We start from the raw sequence: 20,644 nt of genomic DNA, 5'->3' as shown, positions 1-20,644 counted from the left end.
CGGTCGGTTTGTTGTACCGTTGGGTCGTTCCACTGAATGGTAAGGGATGTGCCCGTGATTGCTCTGCTGCTGGCCCTGGGCAGCTCGCTCGCCTACGGGTGCGCCGACTTCCTCGGCGGTCTCGGTGCCCGCAAGGCCCATGTGCTGCGCACCGTGATGATCGCGGCCCCGGCCTCCCTCGTGGTCGAGCTGCTGCTGTGGCCGTTCCTCGGCGCCTCCTTCGGTGCCGGGGCCCTGGGCTGGGGTGCCGCCTCCGGTGTCGCGTCGGCCGCCGCGTTCGCCCTGCTCTACCGGACCCTGGCCATCGGCCCGATGAACGTGCTGTCGCCCGTGACCGCCCTCGTGTCCGCCATGCTGCCCGTGGGTGTCGGACTGCTGCAGGGCGAGCGCCTGGGCGCCGCCGGACTGGTGGGGCTGCCGCTCGCCCTGGCCGCGGTGGTGCTCGTCAGTGCCGGACACGGGCCGGGGGCCGTGCGGCCCTCTCGTACCGCAATGCTGTCGGCACTCGGCGCGGGCGCCGCCATCGCCCTCCAGCTGGTCTTCCTGCACCAGGCGCCGTCCGACAGCGGTGTCGCCCCGCTGATCATCGGCAGGGCGGTGTCCTCGGCCGTCACCCTGGGCGCCGCCGCGCTGATGTTCCGCAGGCTGGGGTCCGAGCGGCCCGCCTACGCGATGTCCGCCGCGGCCGGCGTCCTGGACTCGGTGGCGAACCTGCTCTTCCTGCTCGCCGCCCGCAGCGGAGACCTCGCCGTCGTCGCCGTCATCACCGCGCTCTACCCCGCCGGCACCGTGCTGCTCGCCCGCGGTGTGCTGGCCGAGCGCATCCACCGCGGTCAGCTCGTCGGGCTCGGCACCGCCGCCGCTGCCGTCGGCCTGCTCGCCCTCACCTGATCCTCCCGCCCGCAGCCTCTGTCACGTAAGCACGTGCACGTACAAGGAGCAGCATGTTCATCCAGCCCTGGGACGCCGCCCTGGACGCGACCGAATGGCAGACCTGGATCGCCGGCGGCCACGACTTCGGAACGCTCAGCGTCAACGGCCTGCCCGGCCGCCCACCCGCCGTCGTCCCCACCCACTTCACCACCGACGGCAGCGACCTGCTGATCCACCTCGCCCGGCCCAACCCGGTCTGGGCGTCGATCGAGCACGCCCCGCACGTGACCTTCACCGTCATCGGCGACTACGCCTTCATCCCCGGCCCCTGGCGCGCCAAGCCCGACACCCCGCCCGCAGACGGCGTACCGACCAGCTATTACGCGGCCGTGCAGTTCGCCTGCCGCGCCACCGTCGTCGACGACCCCGAGGCCAAGGCCGAGCTGCTGCGTCGCCAGCTCGCCCACTTCCAGCCCGACGGCGACCACGCCCCCGTCGCCGTCGACCGGCCCCCGTACGGACGGATGCTGCCCGGCATCCGCGGGCTGCGCCTGGAAGTCACGGAGGTGGTGGCCAAGTTCAAGTACGACGACCACAAGCCCGTCGAGCACCGCACGGCCGTGGCCGACCGCCTCACCCGGCGGGGGAACGGGCTCGACGCCCCCACCGCGGACCAGCAGCGCCGCCGCCTGGACCGCATCGGGCCGTGGAAGGCCTGATCGTGCCCGATCCCGGCGCCACCGTTGTACGTACGAAGAAACGGAGCCCTCGCTCATGACCGATATCCGCCTTGCCCCCGCCGTCGCCGACGCCTTCCCTGACACCCTCATCGCCGTCGTCACCGCCACCGGTCTGCGCGGCCACGAGGACTGGCCTGCCACGGCCGGCGCTCTGGCGGGGCTGGAGCGGCAACTCGCCGACGGCACCTGGCAGCCCGCCGACGAGACCGACCCCCGCATCGAGGCGTGGCACACCGCCTACCGCTCCTTCGGCACCAATCCCCGGCGCATCCGCCCCAGCGTCGACGCGCTGGGCAGGCGCTTCGCCAAGAAGGGGGCCCTGCCGCGCATCAACCCGGCCGTCGACTCCTACAACTCCGTCTCGGTCCGTCACGGTCTGCCGGCCGGTGCCTTCGACCTCGACCGGGTCACCGGCGACATCGACATCCGATACGCGGACGGGACCGAGGAGTTCACCCCGCTCGGCGAGCCCGGCACCGTCGAGAACCCCAAGCCCGGCGAGATCATCTACGCGGACACCAGCGGCGTCCTGACCCGGCACTGGAACCACCGCGACGCCCACCGCACCCGCGTCACCGAGGACTCCGCCCACGTCGCCTTCCTCCTCGAAACCCTCCACGCCGTCCGCGACGGCGACCTCCTGAAGACCGCGGCCCTCGAACTGCGGGAACTGCTGGCCCCGCACGCGGAGCGGACAGCCGTGCACTACCTCGACCCGGGCCGGTCGCGGGTCGCCGTGTGAGGAGCTGCGTCGCTCGCCGGCGCCGCCATGCGGCGGACGCGGTGGGCGCGGTGGGTCATGGTCCCCGGGTGACTCCGATCTCTACGAGGCGCTTCGGGGGCTGTAGTCGCGACGCCGTGTGCTGTCCATGTCGATGGAGCAGCGGCCGCCGCCGAGCCCCGCCCCGCCGGGCTTCCGTCCTCGCCCGATGCGCCGAAGGAACGGGCGGTGCGGGGAGGAGCCGCCGGTCTTCCGCGCGGCCTGCTCACGCCCCGGGACGGCGGCCGTCAGTAGCGCCTCAATTGCCCTGAGGCGCAGCGCCCTTCAGCCGTTCCGGCACGCATCCAGTGGTTCGGCATGCTGCTCGTACGGCAGTTGTCGGCCCAGGCGCGCCAGCGGGGAGAACGCCATGAACAGCGGGGACAGGGAAAGGGCGACGGCGGTCACCAGCAGGCTCGTCCGCAGTCCCCAGTGGCCCGCCAGGTAGCCGCCCAGCAGGGAACCGACCGGGGTCAGGCCCATGCCGGCGAAGTTGATCGTCGCCACGACCCGGCCCTGTATCCATACGGGCGTGATGGCCTGCCGCACGGCCATCATCGTGACGTTGACCAGCTGGCCGAAGGCGCCGAAGAGGAAGTTGACGCCGATGAGTACGGGCAGGGTGACGGCCGACGAGCCGTGCAGTGCCGGTACGCAGAGCATCACGCCGTCCGCGACGACCGCCGAGCACACCAGGACCTTTCCGTACCCGAATCGTCCCGGCAGCTTCGCCGCCAGCAGTGATCCCACGACCGCGCCCGGGCCCATCGCGGCGAGCGCCAGGCCGATGGCCGTGCCCGACAGGTGCAGTCCGCGCGGGAGGTGCAGCAGATAGACGGTCATCAGCGCCGCGAACCAGAACTGGAAGAGCGCCGACGCCACACCCACCGCCCGCAGGGACGCGTTGCCGGCCACGAACCGCAGGCCCTCCTGGATCTGCCGCCGGACGCGGACCGGGCCGTCACCCCGTGCGGGGAGCCGCTCGCGCCTGCGGATCCGCCCGATCGAGACGGACGACAGCGCGAAGAAGAACGCGCCGGTGACGACCGCGACCGGGCCGGAGAACAACGACACCAGCGTGCCTCCGAGCGCCGGGCCACCGATCTGCGCCGCTGATCTGCTGCCCTCCAGCGCACTGTTGCCCTGCAGCAACCGCTCCCGCTCCACCAGCCTCACGAGCGAGGCCTGGTACGCCACGTCGAAGAACACGCTCAGCACGCCGACGAGCAACGCGACGACCAGCAGCACGGGCAGACCGAGAACGCCGAGCAGATACGCGGCGAGGACCGCCCCCAGCGCGAGTGCCCGGCCGCAGTCCGCCAGCACCATCACCGTGCGGGCCCGGCGGCGGTCCACCCACGCGCCCGCGAAGAGCGACAGCAGCAGGATCGGCGCCTGCTCCACCGCCCGCAGGGTGCCCAGCTGACCGGCGCCCGCGTCGAGCGACACCACGGCGATGAGCGGCAGGACCACCTGCGTGGCCTGCGCCCCGAACTGGGACGCGGTCTGGCCCACCCACAGCCTGCGGAAGTCCGCGTCCCGCCACAGACCCGGCGGAGCCCCGGCCCGGTTGTCGCCGGCCGCCTTCATCGCGTGCCCCGTACGGGCAGGTCCTGATGGCCGGCCCGGGAGGGAGTGGGCGTGGGAAAGGTTCGGGTGTGCGGCACCGGTTGCACGGGGACCCCTTGGGCTGCGGAGGACAGGGCTCGCCGGCCGGGGCACCAAGAAGTGCGCCGGCGGTTCGGGCGAGAAGGGCTCGCTGCGCCGCGGAAACAGGGGCGGCACGCGATGACGGGTCGATCACGACCTACGACGTCAGCGCGTGCCCGGACGACCGGGCATTTCCCACTCCTGCCCTCAGGGATCACATGTGGTTCGAAGGTTAGCCGCCGGCATCCATGAGGGGCAGCGATTTTTCCGCGCCGCACACAGCTTACGGACGGCCCGGGGAGTGCCTCGCCGCGCCCGTCCGCGTCACCCGTTCGGCCGCGTCGAGTAGCCGCGCCCGAACGGGCCGAGCAGGGTCGGTCTGACGTGCATTCCCACCGGCCAAGGAGTACTCATGGCACAGACCGCGCCCACGCCGGGCCCCTCGTCCCCGCCTCCGTCCCATCCCGGGGGCATCAACCCCTGGGCAGCCGGCGGGATCATGTTCGCCGGTGTTCTGCTCATGGTCGACGGGGTGCTGGGGGCGATCAAGGGCATCGCCGGGATCGCGTCCGACGACGTCTACGCACGGATCAACAACTACGTCTTCGAGTTCAACGTGACGACCTGGGGATGGATCCACCTCGTCCTCGGCGTCATCATCGCCGTCGTCGGCTGGTACATCCTCAAGGGTGCGGGCTGGGCGCGCGGGGTCGGTGTGGGGCTTGCGGCGCTCAACATGATCGCCAACTTCATGTGGCTCCCCTACCAGCCGATCTGGGCCGTCGTCTCGCTCGCCATCGACACCTTCGTGATCTGGGCCCTGTGCACGGACCGCTCCAAGGCGGTCATCTGACGGGTACCGGCCGGGTCCGGCCCGGCGGTGGCAGCCCCTGCCGCCGTCGGGCCGGACCGTTTCCCCACCGCGTACGGAAGAACCGGCCCATGCCGACGCTCACTGCTCAGACCGCTGAAGGGGAGATTCTCCATGTCCGACGAAGGAACGAACGAGCTCGTGGAGCTGGCAGCCGAGGCGTACGTCTACGGGTATCCGCTCGTCTTCGACCTGTCGATGGTCGAGACATGTCTGCACAAGGGCTTCGGCGCGCTGGCGGCCGCGCCTTTCAACGAGTTCGCCCACTCCGACCGGCTGGCCGACGCCGATGCGCACTTCGTGTCCGTCAACAACGACACCGTCTACTCCATCGCCCAGCTCGACCTCTCCGGCGGGCCGGTCCGGTTGCACGTCCCCGACACCGACGGGGCGTACTACGTCCTCCAGTTCGTCGACGTCTGGACCAACAACTTCGCCTACGTGGGCCGCCGGGCCACGGGAACGGAAGCGGGCGACTGGCTCGTCGTGCCGCCCGGATGGGCGGGCACCGTGCCCGATGACGTGCGCGGGGTGATCGACGCCCCGACGGCCGTCGTCACCATCGTCGGCCGCAACGCCTGCGACGGCCCCGAGGATCTGAAGCGGCGGGTCGGTCCGCTCCAGGAGCAGTTCACCCTCACCCACCTCGAACCGGGTGAGCACCCCACCGGCCTGCCCGCGCCCGACGCCGGTGTGCCCGCGGAGCTCCGCTTCTTCGAGCAGCTCAGGGTATGGATGGCCGACTTCCCGCCGTCCGCGGGCGACCGGGCCTACCAGGACCGCTTCCAGCCGCTGGGACTCCTGGAGGAGGGGCCTTCGCCCTTCGCCGCCGCCGGGCCCGACCTCGTGCGCGCCCTGACCCAGGGGCTGGCGCTGGGCAAGGAGCGCGTGGAAGCGGCCGGCGGATCGAGGGCCGGGGGCGTCCAGGGGTGGTCGATGGATCCCCACCTCTTCGACTACAACCTCGACCGGTTCGGAGTCGGAACCATCGACTCGCCGGAATGGAAGATCGCGGACCGGGGGGCCTCCTACCTGACCAGGGCCCTGGCGGCGCGGGTCGGGCTGTGGGGGAACCACGGGTACGAGGCGGTGTACGCGCATACCTTCCACGACGCGGACGGCGCGCGGCTCGACGGGGCCCACCGTTACGAGCTCCGATTCGAGGAGCCGCCGCCGGTCGAGGCGTTCTGGTCCGTGACCATGTACGACACCCCGGACTACTACCTAGTCGCCAACCCTGCGGGGCGGTACTCGATCGGCGACCGGACCCCGGGGGTCGTGTACGCCGACGACGGATCGCTGACCATCCACATCAGCAGGGAGCGGCCCGGCGATCCTGCCGCCGCGGCGAACTGGCTGCCGGCGCCGGAGGGGGAGTTCCGGCCCATGCTCAGGCTCTACATGCCGGGACGGGCCGTGCTGGAGGGAGAGTACGAGATCCCCGTCGTCCGACGGACCGGGGGCGCCGGCCGGGCGTGACGTGGTCCGGGAGGCGGCGTCGGGACGTGGTCAGGGAGGCGGCGTCGGGACGTTGTCAGTGGGGCGGTCCACACTGGAGACATGTGCCGAAGCATCAAGACCCTTCGCCCTCCGGCCCTCCCCGAAGAGGCCACCGAGGAGGACATCCGCGCCGCCGCCCTGCAGTTCGTCCGCAAGGTGTCCGGCTTCCGTGCCCCCGCCGCGCACAATAGGGACGTCTTCGACCGGGCCGTCGACGAGATCGCCGAAGCGACGGCCCGGCTGCTGGACGGCCTGGAAGTGCGGGGTGGTGTCAGGACGCCGTAGGAACGGGGTGGTGTCAGGATGCCGTAGGAACCGGGACCGGGGCCGAGGCAGCGGCGGCAGCGGCCGCCGCGGGGCGCTTCATCAGGAGTGCGGCGAAGGCGCCCGCGACGAACAGGGCCAGGACCGAGAGTGCCGTGCCCAGCCAGCTCGCGCCGAGCCAGTGGGCGCCGAAGTAGCCGAGGCCCACGCTGTAGCCCGCCCAGGCCACGCCCGCCACGGCGGACCACGGCAGGAATTCCTTCACGTCGCGGTGCGAGGCGCCCGCGCCCAGTGAGACGACCGAGCGGCCGGCCGGTGCGAAGCGTGCGATGACGACGAGGACCCCGCCGCCGCGGCTGAGGGCGGCGCCAAGACGTTCCTGCGCCGAGGTGAGACGGCGTGAGCGGGCGATGGCACGTTCCAGACGCTCGCCGCCGCGCCGGGCCAGCCGGTACGCGACGAGGTCGCCCAGGACCGATGCGGTGGCCGCGCAGAGGATCAGGGCGAGGACCGAGGGGACCTCCGTCACGTGACGGGCGGCGCCCGCGGCGTCGGCGGCCACGGTGGTGGTGCCGGCGGCGGCTGCCGTGGCGGCCGTGATCACGAGGACCCCGCTCGGCAGTACGGGGAGGAAAACGTCCAGCAGCACGGAGAGGGCGACCACGGCGTAGATCCATGGGCTGCCGGTCAGCGCACCCACACTCTCGAGCACCTTCTACTCCCCGGATCAGTAACAACGCCGCGACGTCGCAGGGGAGCGGCAGGAGCGGCAGGGCCAGCTGTACAGCGTACGCCTGCCGTTCACCTGGAGATCCCTATATATGCGTGATGTTGGGCATCTCACGTGCGTCACAGGCGCCCCGTGCGCACCAGTTGGCCGTGGCGGCGTGCTTCGGGCCCGCCGGGGAGCGGTTCCCGGCGGGCCCGAAGTGCGGTGATCGGCCCGGTCGGCGCGGGCCGGTGGGGTGGGCCTGGGGATCGGTCAGGCGGCGACCGGGGTGCTCGGCTCCGGTGCGCGGTCCTGCTCGCCCCTGGCGGTGGTGCGGGAGGTGAACAGCCGGTCCAGGGCCAGGGCGCCGGGGCCGGTGAAGACGAGCAGCAGGAAGGCCCAGCAGTAGACGGCCGAGGGCTCGCCGCCGTTCTCCAGCGGGAAGAGCGCCTCGGGCTGGTGGACCTTGAAGTACGCGTACGCCATGGAGCCGGACGCGACGAGCGCGGCGATACGGGTGCCGAGGCCCAGCACCACGAGGCTGCCGCCGACGAGCTGGATGACCGCGGCGTACCAGCCGGGCCAGGTGCCGGCGGGTATGGAACCGCCGCCCATGGCGCCGCCGAGTACGCCGAAGAGCGACGCGGCACCGTGGCAGGCGAAGAGCAGGCCTACGACGATGCGGAAGAGGGCGAGAGCGTAGGGCTGTGCCTGGTTCAGGCGTGTGTACATGTGGGGAGGCTCCTTCGGTCTGGTGGGGACGTGAACCGACTGGGCGCCACAGATTAGGTAGGCCTCACCAATACTTGCAAGTTCAACGTTTTGTCGACTGGCTGAAACTCGGCGGGGCGTCATCGGTCAGCAGGCGGTCGAAGGCCAGCTCCAGTACGGTCCCTGTCCTCCTTGATTTGGCCTGAACCAATGACAGCGCGGCTTTCCGGCCACTCAAGGTGAGCGTCATCAGCTGGTTGCCGAACCACGGTCCGTCCGTCCTGTGCCACCGGATCGACGGCGGTCCGGTGCGCCCGTGCCGCGCCAGCAGCCGGCCGAGCAGCCGTCCCGCCCCGCTCCAGGCGAAACGGAATCCGGCCCTGAGCGGCGCGGGAATGGAGTTGTGCACGGGAGAGCAGGTCAGCTGTAGGACGCGCGCGGTCGGTGTGCCGCCGGGGGAAGGAGCGGACTGGGAGGGCTCCGCGATGTACGCGTGGTGCACATCGCCCGACAGCACGCATACCGTCGCCGGAGCCTCCGGTCCCTCGGCCACCTCCCGGATCAGCTCCGTCAGCTGCCCGAACGATTCGGGGAAGGCCGCCCAATGTTCCAGGTCGGAGCGCTGTCGCAGGGACTCGCCGATCCGTGCCCAGCGGCCGTCCGGCCCGCCCCGCTCGCCGCGGCACAGGGCGGCGCTCCACTGCTCGGCGTCATGGACCAGGGGCGGCAGCAGCCACGGCAGCGAGGTGCCGATCAGGAGGTGGTCGCAGGAACCGGGGGCGGCCAGGGCCTCCTCCCGCAGCCACCGCGCCTCCTGCGGGTGGAGCATCGCCCGCTGCTGCTCGTCGAGCACCCGGGCCGCTCGGCTGTCCACCATGAGCAGCCGTACTCGGCCGAAAATGCGTCGGTAGCTCCAGCGGGTGCGGGTGGGGTCGGCGGCGGCCTCGGCGGCGAATTGACGCACCGCCTCCGTGCCGTCCGGGGTGGCGTGGACGGCCGCGTGGAGCGGGTCCGCGGCGAGTTCGGCGGGGGAGAGGTTGCCCAGGTGCTGGTACACCCAGTACGACATGAGCCCGCTGACGATCCGCTCGTGCCACCAGGAGGTGGCGCGGATGCCGGCCAGCCAGGCGGCGCTGGTGTTCCAGTCGTCGATGACGTCGTGATCGTCGAAGATCATGCAGCTGGGGACCGTCGAGAGCAGCCACCGCACCTCGGGGTCGCGCCACGACTCGTCGTACAGGCAGGTGTACTCGTCGTAGTCGGCCACCTCCGCCCCCGGCGGCTCGTCCAGATCGCGCCGGCCCGCCAGCCTGCGCCGGGTCTCCTTCGAGGTCTCGTCCGCGTACACCTGGTCGCCCAGGAGCAGCAGCACGTCGGGGCGTTCGGCGTCGGGGTCGGCGGCGAGACGGGCGGCGAGGGTGTCCAGGGCGTCCGGGCCGACGGGGTCGCGCCGGCCCGGCAGGTGGCCGCCACCGGGCGGTGCCGCCCAGCGGCAGGAGCCGAAGGCGACCCGGACCGTCTGGGGTGCGGCCTTCGCCGCGCCGGATATGGACGGCGTGGTGATCGTGCTCGGCGGAAACCCGTACTGCTCGGGCGGCCACACCACGCGGTCGTCGAGCAGTACCTCGTACGCGGTCGTGGAGCCGGGCGTCAGTCCGCTCACCACCACCAGAGCGTAGTGGTGCCCGGCGACCGCGAAGGTGCGGGACGAGCCCGACGCCCCGTCCGCGCACCGGACTTCGGCCGTGCAGGGCCGGTCCGCCTCGACCCAGACGGTCGCGGTGGAGGCGGCCTCCCAGTCGACGTACCGCAGCAGTGGTCCCAGGCGCAGCCCGGCCATATGAAGCTCCTCGCGTCGTTCCGTACGGGACGGTCCTGACGTTCCCGGTGGACGGTGCCGTACGGCGGATGCGTACGGCGGGTTCGTACCGTACGGAACGACGGAGGAGTGCGGGGCGGTTCCGGGGCGGATGCTTTCCCGGTCGGGGGGCGGCCTGGTCTCAGCAGCCGCTGAGCGCGGACTGCAGGGCGCTCTTCTCTGCCGAGTCGACGCTCAGGTCGTAGTAGTGCTTCACATGCACCCAGGCCCGCACGTACGTGCACTTGTACGCGGTGCGCGAGGGGAGCCAGGTCGCGGGGTCCTGGTCGCTCTTGGACTGGTTGACGTTGTCCGTGACGGCGATGAGCTGGGGGCGCGTCAGGTCGTTGGCCAGCGCCTGTCGTTGGGCGGTGGTCCAGCTGGACGCCCCCGAGCGCCAGGCCTCGGCGAGCGGGACCATGTGATCGATGTCCAGGTCGGACGCGGCGGTCCAGGTGGCGCCGTCGTACTCCGAGTACCAACTGCCGCTGACAGCGGCGCAGCTGGAGTCCTGCGAGACGTTCGTGCCGTCGCGCTTCAGGACGACCTCACGGGTGTTGCAGGCGCCCGACTGGGTGATCCAGTGCGGGAACTTGTCCCTGCTGTATCCGGTGGACGAGCCCTCCGCCTTCACGGTCAGCTCGCTCAGATACGTACGGGCGGTGGATGCCGAGACCGGAGTGGGCATGGCTGCCTGGGCACTTGGGGCCGTGAGCAGTCCGGTGGTTGCGGCGAGGGCGGCTGATGCGGCGAGGACGGCTATGCGACGCGCGTAGACACCTGACATGCGAACTCCCTTGATGTGGGGGGTGATTGGACGTGACCGTTCGGACCGGCCCGGCCATCGTGGCGGCGCAGGGTTTCCGTGGGGTGGGCGCCAGGTAACAGAGTGGCGACATGGGCACGTCACATCAAGGGGTCTGACGAAGAGCTTCGGGTCGAGGGGGCGTACCGGAGTGAGTGCGCGGGCGTACGTGACCACGGGTGCGGGCGTACGGAAGTGAGGGTGCGGCAGGTCCGTCGGGCGGGGCGGGGCGTGTGGCGGGGGTCCGTTACCCGGGCGCCGGCCGGTCATATGGTGGCGGCGTGCTGCTTCCGGTCACCATCACGCTCGGCGTCGTCCTGGCCCTGCTGCTCGCGGCGGCCGCGGCCGTCGCCGCGGTTGCGTCCCTCGGCCGCTCGCGCGAGATCGTCGTGGCCGGGCTGCGGGCCGCGGTCCAGCTCGCCGCGGTCTCCTCGCTCATCGGGTGGGTGGTCCACGCCCTGGCGCCGATGTTCGCGTTCATCGCGCTGATGTACGCGGTGGCCGTGTGGACGGCGGGCCGCCGGGTCACGGGAAACCGCACGTGGTGGTGGGTGGCCGTGCCGATCGGGGCGGGGGTCGCGCCGGTGGTCCTCGTGCTGCTGCTCACCGGTCTCGTGCCGGTCCGGGGCATCGCGCTGATCCCGGTGACGGGCATCCTCATCGGGGGAGCGCTGACCGCGACGGTGCTCGGCGGCCGGCGGGCGCTCGACGAACTGTCCACGCGGCGGGGAGAGGTGGAGGCGGCGATGGCCCTCGGGTTCCCGGACCGCGACGCGCGGCTGGAGATCGCCCGGCCCGCGGCGTCGGACGCGCTGCTGCCGGGGCTCGACCAGACGCGCACGGTGGGGCTGGTCACGCTGCCCGGGGCCTTCGTGGGCATGCTGCTGGGCGGCGCCTCACCGGTACAGGCGGGCGCCGTACAGCTGTTCGTGCTGGTGGCCCTGATGGCCGTACAGGCCGCGGCCGTCGCGACCGTGCTGGAACTGGTGGCGCGGGGGCGGCTGCACCGCGCCCCGGCGGAGGAGCCCGCCGCGGCGCGCTGAGGTCCTGCGGCCTTTCGTTCGGATCAGGCCGGACCTCGCGGGCCCGGCCTGATCCGAACCGGAGGCCCTGGCTGCCCTAGCTGATGTGGAGCACGATCGTGCCGTCCGTCGCCGCTTCCACCCGGATCCGCGTCAGGTCGTCGACATGGGCGTCGGGCGAGAGTGCTGCCGCGCGCGGGCCGACGCCCACGACGCGCATGCCCGCCGCCCGGCCGGCCGCGATGCCCGCCTCGGAGTCCTCGAAGACGATGCAGTCCGCCGGTGCGAAGCCGAGTCCGGCCGCGCCCTTGAGGAAGCCCTCCGGGTCCGGCTTGCTGGCGCCGACGCTCTCGGCGGTGACGCGGAGTTCCGGCATCCGCAGTCCGGCCGCGGTCATCCGGGCCCGGGCCAGCGCGAGGTCGGCCGAGGTGACCAGGGCGTGCGGGAGCTGGGCGATCGCGCCCATGAAGGCGGGGGCGCCGCCGACCGGGACGACGCCGTCGGTGTCGGCGGTCTCCTCGGCGAGCATCAGCCGGTTGTCCGCGTAGTTCTCCTCCATCGGGCGGTCCGGGAGGAGTACCGCCATGGTGGCGTACCCCTGCCGGCCGTGCACCACCTTGAGGGCCGCCTCGGGGTCCAGGCCCTGGCGCAGTGCCCACCGCCGCCAGCAGCGCTCCACGACGGCGTCGGAGTTCACCAGCGTGCCGTCCATGTCGAGAAGGAGTGCGTGGGCGGTGAGGGCGGTGGCCGGCATGGGCGGGCTCCAGAGCGGGGGGAAGCGAACGCCGCGGGGAGATGTGCGGCGCGGGAAAGAGAGACAAGTGGCCCCCGCTCGCCGGTCAGGGTGTGCGCGCGGAGGCCACTTTGTTCCACCACGATACAAAAACGGGGCCGGGAAAGCGAATCCCGGCCCGGGGCACCTCGGTGAGGTCGGCGGTGCCCCCGCGCGGTCCGTGATCTGTGGGCCGGTGGTCTTCCGTGCGCCCGCCGGCGTCCCTGCGTCCTCAGTGGCGCCCCTTGCCCGTCGTGGCGGCTTCCAGTCGTTGCCGGGTGTGCGGACCGTAGACCCCGGCCGGGTCGCCCTCGACGTTCCACCAGATCTGGAAGTCGTGTACGGCCTTCTCGACCCGCTTCGTGTAGTCGTTGCTGAGGGAGTCGTCCGTCAGCGCCCAGACCTCCTGGAGCCTGCGCTGCAACTCGATCACCTCAGGACCGCGGTCCCCGATCTGCAGCGTCTGGCCGCCCTGTGGCTGTGCGGGTGGCGCCACCGCCGCGGGGGCGCTGCTCCCCGTCGTGGCAGCCGGGGACGAGGCGGCGGGTGACCCGGTCGCCGAGGCCGACGCGGACGCGGAGGCGGAGGCGGACCCTGATGCGGACGTGGACGGCGACGCGGAAAGGGTCGCCGAGGCCGATGCGGACGGCGAGCCGGACGTCGTGCGCGAGGGCGACGGGGAGGTGGACGCCGACTCGGAGGCCGACGGCTCGACGCTCTCGTCGGGGAGGCTGGTCACCGTGGAGGGCAGCGCCTGGTCCAGGTCCGCCTCATGGTCCCTGTCCCCGTTGAACAGTCCGCCGACGAAGGCCGCCGTGCCGACCACCGTGACGACGGCCGCCCCCGCGACCAGCGCCGCGAAGGGCCGGCGGCGGCGCGGCTGTACGGGGTCCGGGCCGGTCATGAGGAGTGCGGTGTCATCGGCGAAGCCCGCCGTGCCGCCCGGGGCGGCCGGGTCCGGCAGCGGTCCCGGCCCCGCCGGATCCAGGAACAGCGGCATCGTCGTGGCGGCGTCCCCCTGCTGCCCGCCGGGTACGTGTCCCTGCCCCTGCCCCTGTGACGGGCCGGCCGTCGCCGTGTCCTCGCCGCCCAGCGTCACGTACGGCCGGATGCGCAGCGGGTCGAAATCCTCCGCCGCCGCCATGTCGGCCGACCGCTCGGCGTGGTGCTGTTCCGTGATGCGCTGCTGTTCGGCGGCCCGCTCCTCGTCGCTGAGGTGGTGCGCTCCGGCCGCCTGCTGCGTGAAGGCGGCGCCGCCGTGGGCCGGGCGCGCCGCGCAGGCGCAGCCCGGGCCCGTGCCGGGTCTGTTGTCCGTACCGCACTCCGGGCATATATGTCCGGTCATTGTGGGTCCCCTCCCCTTGAACTGCCTGCGATTATGCAGCCCGCCGCCGGGAAGCCCAATCATGGAGCTCCTCGGCAGGCCATAACGGTGCAGAACGGACAGGATGGGGGTGTAGCGGACCCGAGGAGATGTTCTATGGCCCAGCAGTTGAGCACCCCGGCCCCGGGCCCCGGCGCCGAACGCTCCACACGGTCGGTTCTGGTGGCGATCGGCGCACTGCTTCTCGGCATGCTCCTCGCCGCACTCGACCAGACGATCGTCTCCACCGCACTGCCGACGATCGTCAGCGATCTCGGCGGACTGGAACACCTGTCGTGGGTGGTCACGGCCTATCTGCTGGCCTCGACCGCCGCGACCCCGCTCTGGGGCAAGCTCGGCGACCAGTACGGACGCAAAAGGCTCTTCCAGATCGCCATCATCATCTTCCTGATCGGCTCGGCGCTGTGCGGCATCGCCCAGAACATGCCGCAGCTGATCGGTTTCCGTGCCCTCCAGGGGCTCGGCGGCGGCGGTCTGATGGTGCTGTCGATGGCGATCGTCGGCGACCTCGTCCCCCCGCGCGAACGCGGCAAGTACCAGGGCCTCTTCGGTGCGGTCTTCGGTGCGACGAGTGTCCTCGGACCGCTCCTCGGCGGCTTCTTCACCGAGCACCTCAGCTGGCGCTGGGTCTTCTACATCAACCTGCCCATCGGCGTCGTCGCCCTCGTGGTGATCGCCGCCGTGCTGCACATCCCGGTCCGCCGGACGAAGCACACCATCGACTACCTGGGCACCTTCCTCATCGCCTCGGTCGCCACCTGCCTGGTCCTCGTCGCCTCCCTCGGCGGTACCACCTGGGCCTGGGGTTCCTCGAAGATCATCGGCCTCGCCGTCCTCAGCGTGGTGCTCCTGGTCGCCTTCGTGTTCGTGGAGCGGCGCGCGGCCGAACCGGTCCTGCCGCTGAAACTGTTCCGGATCAGGACCTTCAGCCTCGTCGCGGTGATCAGCTTCGTCATCGGCTTCGCGATGTTCGGCGCGATGACCTATCTGCCGACGTTCCTCCAGGTGGTGCACGGCATCACGCCGACGATGTCCGGCGTCCACATGCTCCCCATGGTGTTCGGCCTGCTCATCACGTCGACCGTGTCCGGTCAGATCGTCAGCCGTACGGGCCGCTGGAAGGTCTTCCCGGTCCTCGGCACCGGCATCACCGCGATCGGCCTGCTGCTCCTGCACCGGCTGACGGAGTCCAGCAGCACCTGGGAGATGAGCATCTACTTCTTCGTCTTCGGTGCGGGACTCGGCCTGGTGATGCAGGTGCTGGTCCTCGTCGTGCAGAACGCCGTCTCGTACCAGGACCTCGGCGTGGCCACCTCGGGCGCGACGTTCTTCCGCTCCATCGGTGCCTCGTTCGGTGTCGCGATCTTCGGCACCATCTTCACCAACCGGCTCACCGACAAGCTCGGCTCCGCGCTTGCCGACCGTCCGCTGCCGCCCGGGGTCAGCGCCGAGGGACTGGCCGCCGACCCGCGCGCCATCGGCCAGCTGCCGCCGGCGCTCCAGCAGCCCGTGCTCAACGCGTACTCGACATCGATCACCGATGTGTTCCTGTACGCGGCCCCCGTCGTCCTGATCGCCTTCCTCTTCGCCTGGCTGCTCAAGGAGGACAAGCTGCGCGGTTCGGTGACCGCCCCCGACACCACCGAGACCCTGGCGTCGAACCCGGTCGAGCGGTCCTCGTACGACGAATGCGCACGCGCCCTCTCGGTCCTCGCCACCAGGGAGGGCCGCCGCGAGGTCTACGTGAAGATCACCGAGAAGGCCGGCTACGACCTGCTGCCGGCCGCCAGCTGGATGCTGCTGCGCATCAAACGGCACGGCACCGTCGAACCCGCCCTGCTCGCGGATATCGCCCCCGTACCGCTGCGCGTGATCAGCGACGCGGCCCGGCAGCTGGAGGAACGCGGCCTGGCCCGCCGGATCGGGGTGGAGATGGTGCTCACCGACACGGGCGCCGAGGCCGTGGTGAAGCTCGCGCAGGCCCGGGAGGAGTCCCTCGCCGAGCTGCTGGGCGACTGGTGGGGGCCGGACCGGCCCACCGACCTGGTCGCCCTGGTGTCGGAACTGACGGAGGAGACGAGCGGGTCGAGCAAGGAGCGCCCGCACAGTCCGGCGCCCAAGCGGGACCACGCGGCCGGCCACCCGCACGAGCGCCCCGCTCCCTAGCGCCCGGGGGCTCCTGCGCCTCCCGGAGCTCCTACGCCTCCCGGAGCTCCCGCAGCTCCCATGGCTCCCGCAGTTCCTACGGCGGGAGCGGCTCCTACAGCTCCTTGGCGAACCAGTGCTCGGCGTACTGCCTGCGGTGGAAGGCCGGAACCTCGCGGTAGCCGTGCTTGGCGTACAGTCCGCGCGCCTCGACGAGGTCGTTACGGGTGTCGAGCCGGATCTGCCGTACGCCCAGGTCCCGTGCCAGGCCCTCGATGGACGCGAGCAGCAGCCCGCCGCCGCCCGTGCCGCGCGCCTCGGGGCGTACGTAGACCCGGGTCAGATCCGCGATGCCCAGGTCCGTCACGATCAGCCCGGCACAGGCCGCCGCACCGCCCCCGACGCGGCCGACGACGAACGCGCCGGTCGGCGGCACGAGCTTCTCGGCGCCGTCGTCCGTGAGCCCCTCGTCGATCTCCTCCGCCGTCGCGGGGCGACCCCAGTAGCGGCTCGCCACCTCGTCGTAGTAGTCCCGGCGCAGCAGGGCGGCATCGGGGGAGTCGAAGCGTTCGGGCGTCATGGTCCACGTCATCGGACCAGTCTGTCGCGCACCCGGTTGTAGAGGGAAACGATTTTGGTGCGCGGAGGCGAGGTGAGGACCGCTGTCCCGCGATTCACCCCGCGTACAGATGTCCCCACTTCACCGGCCCGGGCCCGGCCCGGTTCTCACGCCAGCGGCGGTGGCACGGTGACCGGCGGCGGCGGGGTCACCGGACGCCGCCGCCGGGCCCGCAGTGCCAGCAGCAGGGCCATGACCACCACCGCCGCTCCGCCGAGCAGCGACAGCACCCAGGCCGGAGCGCCACCCACGGTCAGCAGCTCGTCCCGGTAGTAGGTGGTCCGGTACGCGGTGTCCGCGCCGGCCGCCCGCAGTTCATGGTCGCCGTCGATCAGCTCCGGCCGTGGGAACGACTGGTCGATCGCCGTGACGAACACCGGCCTGCCACCCGTCAGCGCCCCGAGCGCCGGGTACTCCTCCCGCACCTGCCCGGCGTCGACCCGCCCCGCGTACGTCACCTCGGGCCGGCGCCCGCCGATCGTGCCGCGCGGCTCCATGCGGTGCGCCGCGAGCACGTACAGGCCGAGCGACTGCGGTGTCGCGGCGAGCCGGGACAGGCGCATCGGGTAGACCGGCCGGTCGCTGGCGAAACGCAGCCGCAGCGGGTCGAGCGTGCCGCTCAGCGGGCTTCCGGACTCCCGGGGAGCCAGGCGCACGGCCACGTACTCCCACTTCTGCTCGACGTAGGGGCGCAGTGCCGTCGCGAGCCGCTCCGGCAGCTCGAAGCCGTTCTCCTTCAGCCAGCCCTCCAGCGCGGCGGGGTCGGTCGCGGCCAGCCGGGCCACGTCGAACGGCCCGAGCCGCTCCCGGCCGACGACCTCGACCGGTTTGGCGGCCGAGGGGGCGGCGGCGCTGTCACCGGACCTGCCGCCCGTACCGCCGAACGGCCAGTCCTTCGCACGTGGCCAGAAGTAGTGCCTGGTGGCGCTCACCGGGGCCGTGAGGGTGTGGAGCTCGGAGAAGAGCGAGGCGTCACCGAGCTCGACCGTGGCACGGTGCGGCACGGGCATGATCCAGGCGGCCTCGGGGGCGTTCCCGCGCACGGTCAGCCGCATCACGATCTGCTCGGTGCTGCCGTCCCAGTCGACGACCGAGGTCTCCCGGTCCACCGACACACGGGCCGTGCGGTCCACGACCATCGCCCCGCAGCCGCACGCGTACGCGGGCGCGATCAGCGACCCCAGTTGAGCCGCGAACACCATCAGGACCAGGGACAGCGCACGCAGCGCCCACCCGCGCGGCCGATCCCGCACCTCTTGATCTCTCCCCGCACACCGCATGTTCCGTGGTCCTCCCCGTGGTCACCGATCAGGGGCTCAGACGTGCGGGTGGCCCCGCCGGTTCCGGCCGTTCCGGCCGGTCCACACCGCTCGCCCGGGCATTCTTTCGGACAAAAGCGGGATGACAGTCAGGTGAAGAGGGGGTGATTGTGTCTACCTGATAGGGCAATGCGAAGGTTTCACAGCATGCCGGTCGGAGAACCGGCACCAAACGTTGGGAGGGTCGGCGCAACGTGGCGAACGCGGAGCACAGTGTGCGCACAGACGCGGCTACGGGAGCGAGGACCGGGGCTGCCCGCGCCGTGCTCTGGCTGGTGGTCGCCGCATTGGCCGTGCGGCAGATGGCGGTGGTGGTGCGCCAGCCACCCGGCGAACGCCTCACCGATCTGGAGACCTGGATCGGTGAGAACGGTGTGCTTCATGTGACGGGTTCGCTGTACGACACCGACCGGTTCACCGGCACCCCCTTCGCCGGCCTGGTACTCAAGCCGCTGACCCGCACGGCCGAACAGAGCCTCGGCGTCGCCTGGACCTTCGGTTCGCTGCTGCTCGTCGCAGCCCTCGGCATCATCGCGGCGCGCGCCCTGCCCGCACCCGTCAGCCGCCGCACGGCCCTGCTGGCCGCTCCCGTCGCCATCAGCCTGCTGATGGTCTCGCTGCCGGTGCGCAACGCCCTCCATCTGGGCCAGACCAGCATCCTGCCGGTCCTCCTCGTGCTCGTCGGCCTCTTCACGGTCCGCGGCGAACGGACCTCCGGCGTACTGATCGGGATCGCGGCAGCGCTCCAGCCGACCGTGCTGCTCTTCGCCGCCCTGCTCTGGCTGACCGGCAGACGCAGAGCCGCACTGACCGGTGGCGCCGCCTTCGCCGCCTGCACGGCGCTGGCCTGGGCCGCGATGCCGCACGACTCGTGGACGTACTGGGTGCACCACGTCGCGGGCGCCGGGCTCGGCGACCAGGCCGACAGCCTGGCCAACCAGTCGCTGCACGGTGCGCTGCTCCGGCTGGGCCTGGAGGGGCCGCTGGAGATCGCCCTCTTCGTCGTGCTGGCCGCGGCCGTCTGCTTCATCGGCCTGCGCCGCGCCGCCCAGTACGCGCGCGACGGCCAGCTGCTGCTCGCCGTGGCCGTGACCGGCTGCGTCTGCGTCGCCGTGGCGCCCACCGCCTGGCAGCACCAGCTGCTGTGGGTGCTGCTCGCCGTGGTCGGCCGGGTCGGCAAGCGGGCCTCCGACCGGCTGGTGTGGCCGGCCGTCGTGATCCTCGTCGTCACGCTGCCGGGCAAGATGCTGCTGCCGAACATCGAGGCGGTCTTCCCGGTCCGCGACAACGTGCTGCTGATCGCCGCGCTCGCCGCCGCGTGCGTCGCCCCGTTCCTGCCGCGCACCTCGCCGTACTGGCAGCACCCGGTCCCCACCGCCTACGCGGCCCCGGTCGCCTCCCGCTGGAGCAGGGTGCCGCTGGCGCCGTTCTGGCGACGGGTGCTCAGCCGGCCGAACCTGCTGCTCGAACTCCTGCTGATCAGGGTCGTTTACTCCGCTTACCAGCAGGTCAGGCTGGCCGCGACGGCCGGCCGCGCCACCGCGGAGCACCACGGCCGCCAGATCCACTCGATCGAACAGTGGCTGCACATCGACATCGAGCACTGGGTCAACCACTCGGTCGTCAAGGTCGGCTGGCTGCGGGACTTCTTCGACTACTACTACTCGACGTTCCACTTCATCGTGCCGCTGGCCATCCTGGGCGTGCTCTACGTGCGCCGGCCCGCGGACTACCGCTGGGTCCGCAGCTCCATCGGCTTCGCCACGCTGCTCGCCCTGGTCGGCTTCTGGCTCTACCCGCTGGCCCCGCCGCGGCTGATGCCGGGGCTCGGCTTCATCGACACCGTCCACGGCGTCCAGGACTTCGCGAAGCCCGACTACGGCACGCTGACCGGGGTGACCAACCAGTACGCGGCGATGCCCTCGCTGCACTTCGGCTGGTCGCTGTGGTGCGGTGTGGTGATCGTGATGCTCGCCCCGAAGATCTGGATGAAGGCGCTGGGTGTGCTGCACCCGCTGTTCACGGTCTCGACGATCGTCGCGACCGGCAACCACTGGGTGCTCGACGCGGTCGGCGGGGCGGCGGTGGTGGCCCTCGGCTTCGGCCTCACGTACGCGCTCTCCGGGCCGCGCAGGCTGCGGGAACCGGGGGACGAGGAGCCGGAGTCCGGGGCCGCCCAGGAACCGGGGGGCGGGACCAGGACGACGACGTTGTCGAAACCCGTCGGGCGAGGGCGGGTCACCGAGAGCGCCTGACGACGGGGCGTGGCCGAAGGGGTGCCGGACGGCAAAGCCGCCCGGCACCCCTTCGGCATGTGGATCGTCGCCCACCCAGCATCCGCCCGCCCGGCGCGCCCCGCCACTCCAACGGGTCAGCGGGACGGGCCCAGCACCCATGTGCCGAAGGACAGCGTTCCCATCGACACCACGGTGGAGGCCACCACGCAATGGCGGGCGAGCCCGGTGTCCAGGCCGTACTCACGGGCGTAGAGGTAGGCGTTCTGGGCTGTCGGCAGCGCGGAGCAGAGCACCACGGCCAGCACCTGGTGGTCCGGCAGGCCCAGGAGCGGACCGGCGACGAGGAAGGCGACCAAGGGCTGGACCACCGTCTTGAGCGCGACCGCGACCCCGACCTCCGTACGC

General features: G+C 71.9%; 19 protein-coding genes. 9 read left to right on the top strand and 10 right to left on the bottom strand.

The annotated features are described in order from the left end of the window. Positions 1–54 precede the first annotated feature (54 nt). Genes JGS39_RS19260 through JGS39_RS19250 form a run of 3 tightly spaced genes read left to right on the top strand, consistent with a single transcriptional unit; the run spans position 55 to position 2,355 of the window. Entirely contained in the window at positions 55–891 is an 837-nt protein-coding gene (locus JGS39_RS19260; protein WP_219570430.1) for an EamA family transporter, read from the top strand. A gap of 53 nt (positions 892–944) precedes the next feature. Then, positions 945–1,592, top strand: coding sequence for an FMN-binding negative transcriptional regulator (locus JGS39_RS19255; RefSeq protein WP_219570429.1), 648 nt, complete (start codon positions 945–947; stop codon positions 1,590–1,592). 55 nt (positions 1,593–1,647) lie between these two features. Beyond that, entirely contained in the window at positions 1,648–2,355 is a 708-nt protein-coding gene (locus JGS39_RS19250; protein WP_219570428.1) for a B3/B4 domain-containing protein, read from the top strand. A 303-nt stretch (positions 2,356–2,658) separates the two neighbouring features. Here JGS39_RS19250 and JGS39_RS19245 read toward each other — a convergent pair whose 3' ends face one another. After that, entirely contained in the window at positions 2,659–3,963 is a 1,305-nt protein-coding gene (locus JGS39_RS19245) for an MFS transporter (RefSeq protein ID WP_219570427.1), read from the bottom strand. A gap of 472 nt (positions 3,964–4,435) precedes the next feature. Between JGS39_RS19245 and JGS39_RS19240 the strand changes: the two genes are divergently transcribed. The 3 genes from JGS39_RS19240 to JGS39_RS19230 all read left to right on the top strand — a co-directional run bounded on the left by JGS39_RS19240 (position 4,436) and on the right by JGS39_RS19230 (position 6,679). Then, positions 4,436–4,876: a DUF7144 family membrane protein gene (locus JGS39_RS19240; RefSeq protein WP_219570426.1), complete on the top strand. Its 441-nt coding sequence runs from the start codon at positions 4,436–4,438 to the stop codon at positions 4,874–4,876. Between the two features lie 132 nt (positions 4,877–5,008). Beyond that, complete coding sequence (locus JGS39_RS19235) at positions 5,009–6,373, top strand: DUF1254 domain-containing protein (RefSeq protein WP_219570425.1); 1,365 nt, start codon at positions 5,009–5,011, stop codon at positions 6,371–6,373. Positions 6,374–6,454: 81 nt separating this feature from the next. Next, positions 6,455–6,679: a DUF2277 domain-containing protein gene (locus JGS39_RS19230; protein ID WP_219570424.1), complete on the top strand. Its 225-nt coding sequence runs from the start codon at positions 6,455–6,457 to the stop codon at positions 6,677–6,679. Positions 6,680–6,692: 13 nt separating this feature from the next. Here the strand turns inward: JGS39_RS19230 and JGS39_RS19225 are convergent, their stop codons facing one another. The 4 genes from JGS39_RS19225 to JGS39_RS19210 all read right to left on the bottom strand — a co-directional run bounded on the left by JGS39_RS19225 (position 6,693) and on the right by JGS39_RS19210 (position 10,723). Further along, complete coding sequence (locus JGS39_RS19225) at positions 6,693–7,370, bottom strand: DedA family protein (RefSeq protein WP_219570422.1); 678 nt, start codon at positions 7,368–7,370, stop codon at positions 6,693–6,695. 270 nt (positions 7,371–7,640) lie between these two features. After that, a complete protein-coding gene (locus tag JGS39_RS19220) occupies positions 7,641–8,099 on the bottom strand; it encodes a DoxX family protein (RefSeq protein WP_219570420.1) in 459 nt (152 codons plus the stop codon). Positions 8,100–8,181: 82 nt separating this feature from the next. After that, positions 8,182–9,918, bottom strand: coding sequence for an alkaline phosphatase D family protein (locus JGS39_RS19215; protein WP_219570418.1), 1,737 nt, complete (start codon positions 9,916–9,918; stop codon positions 8,182–8,184). A gap of 160 nt (positions 9,919–10,078) precedes the next feature. After that, complete coding sequence (locus JGS39_RS19210) at positions 10,079–10,723, bottom strand: HNH endonuclease family protein (RefSeq protein WP_219570416.1); 645 nt, start codon at positions 10,721–10,723, stop codon at positions 10,079–10,081. 299 nt (positions 10,724–11,022) lie between these two features. On the opposite strand from JGS39_RS19210, the gene JGS39_RS19205 reads away from it, so the two are divergent. Further along, entirely contained in the window at positions 11,023–11,784 is a 762-nt protein-coding gene (locus tag JGS39_RS19205; protein ID WP_219570413.1) for an ABC transporter permease, read from the top strand. Positions 11,785–11,860: 76 nt separating this feature from the next. Here the strand turns inward: JGS39_RS19205 and JGS39_RS19200 are convergent, their stop codons facing one another. Then, positions 11,861–12,517 (bottom strand): HAD-IA family hydrolase, encoded by a 657-nt coding sequence (locus tag JGS39_RS19200; RefSeq protein WP_219570411.1) that lies wholly within the window; start codon positions 12,515–12,517, stop codon positions 11,861–11,863. Between the two features lie 250 nt (positions 12,518–12,767). Beyond that, positions 12,768–13,880, bottom strand: coding sequence for a peptidoglycan-binding domain-containing protein (locus JGS39_RS19195; protein WP_219570409.1), 1,113 nt, complete (start codon positions 13,878–13,880; stop codon positions 12,768–12,770). A 135-nt stretch (positions 13,881–14,015) separates the two neighbouring features. Here JGS39_RS19195 and JGS39_RS19190 point away from each other — a divergent pair, with 135 nt between their 5' ends. Further along, positions 14,016–16,085, top strand: a complete 2,070-nt coding sequence (locus tag JGS39_RS19190) for an MDR family MFS transporter (protein WP_219570407.1) — start codon at positions 14,016–14,018, stop codon at positions 16,083–16,085. A gap of 94 nt (positions 16,086–16,179) precedes the next feature. On the opposite strand, the gene JGS39_RS19185 is transcribed toward JGS39_RS19190, so the two are convergent. Together JGS39_RS19185 and JGS39_RS19180 are read right to left on the bottom strand one after the other, a co-directional pair. Beyond that, entirely contained in the window at positions 16,180–16,656 is a 477-nt protein-coding gene (locus JGS39_RS19185) for a GNAT family N-acetyltransferase (RefSeq protein ID WP_219570405.1), read from the bottom strand. 134 nt (positions 16,657–16,790) lie between these two features. Further along, entirely contained in the window at positions 16,791–17,885 is a 1,095-nt protein-coding gene (locus JGS39_RS19180; protein ID WP_219570446.1) for a DUF2330 domain-containing protein, read from the bottom strand. A 332-nt stretch (positions 17,886–18,217) separates the two neighbouring features. On the opposite strand from JGS39_RS19180, the gene JGS39_RS19175 reads away from it, so the two are divergent. Next, positions 18,218–20,257, top strand: coding sequence for a bifunctional glycosyltransferase 87/phosphatase PAP2 family protein (locus JGS39_RS19175; protein WP_308120526.1), 2,040 nt, complete (start codon positions 18,218–18,220; stop codon positions 20,255–20,257). A 116-nt stretch (positions 20,258–20,373) separates the two neighbouring features. Here the strand turns inward: JGS39_RS19175 and JGS39_RS19170 are convergent. After that, positions 20,374–20,644: AEC family transporter (locus JGS39_RS19170; RefSeq protein ID WP_219570401.1), on the bottom strand; the 271-nt coding region annotated here is incomplete at its 5' end.

Source organism: Streptomyces poriferorum (assembly GCF_019399235.1).
In the GTDB taxonomy this organism is placed as follows: Bacteria; Actinomycetota; Actinomycetes; order Streptomycetales; family Streptomycetaceae; genus Streptomyces; species Streptomyces poriferorum.
The sequence above is the reverse complement of the archived record's forward strand: the minus strand, read 5'-3'. Positions and strand labels throughout refer to the sequence as shown.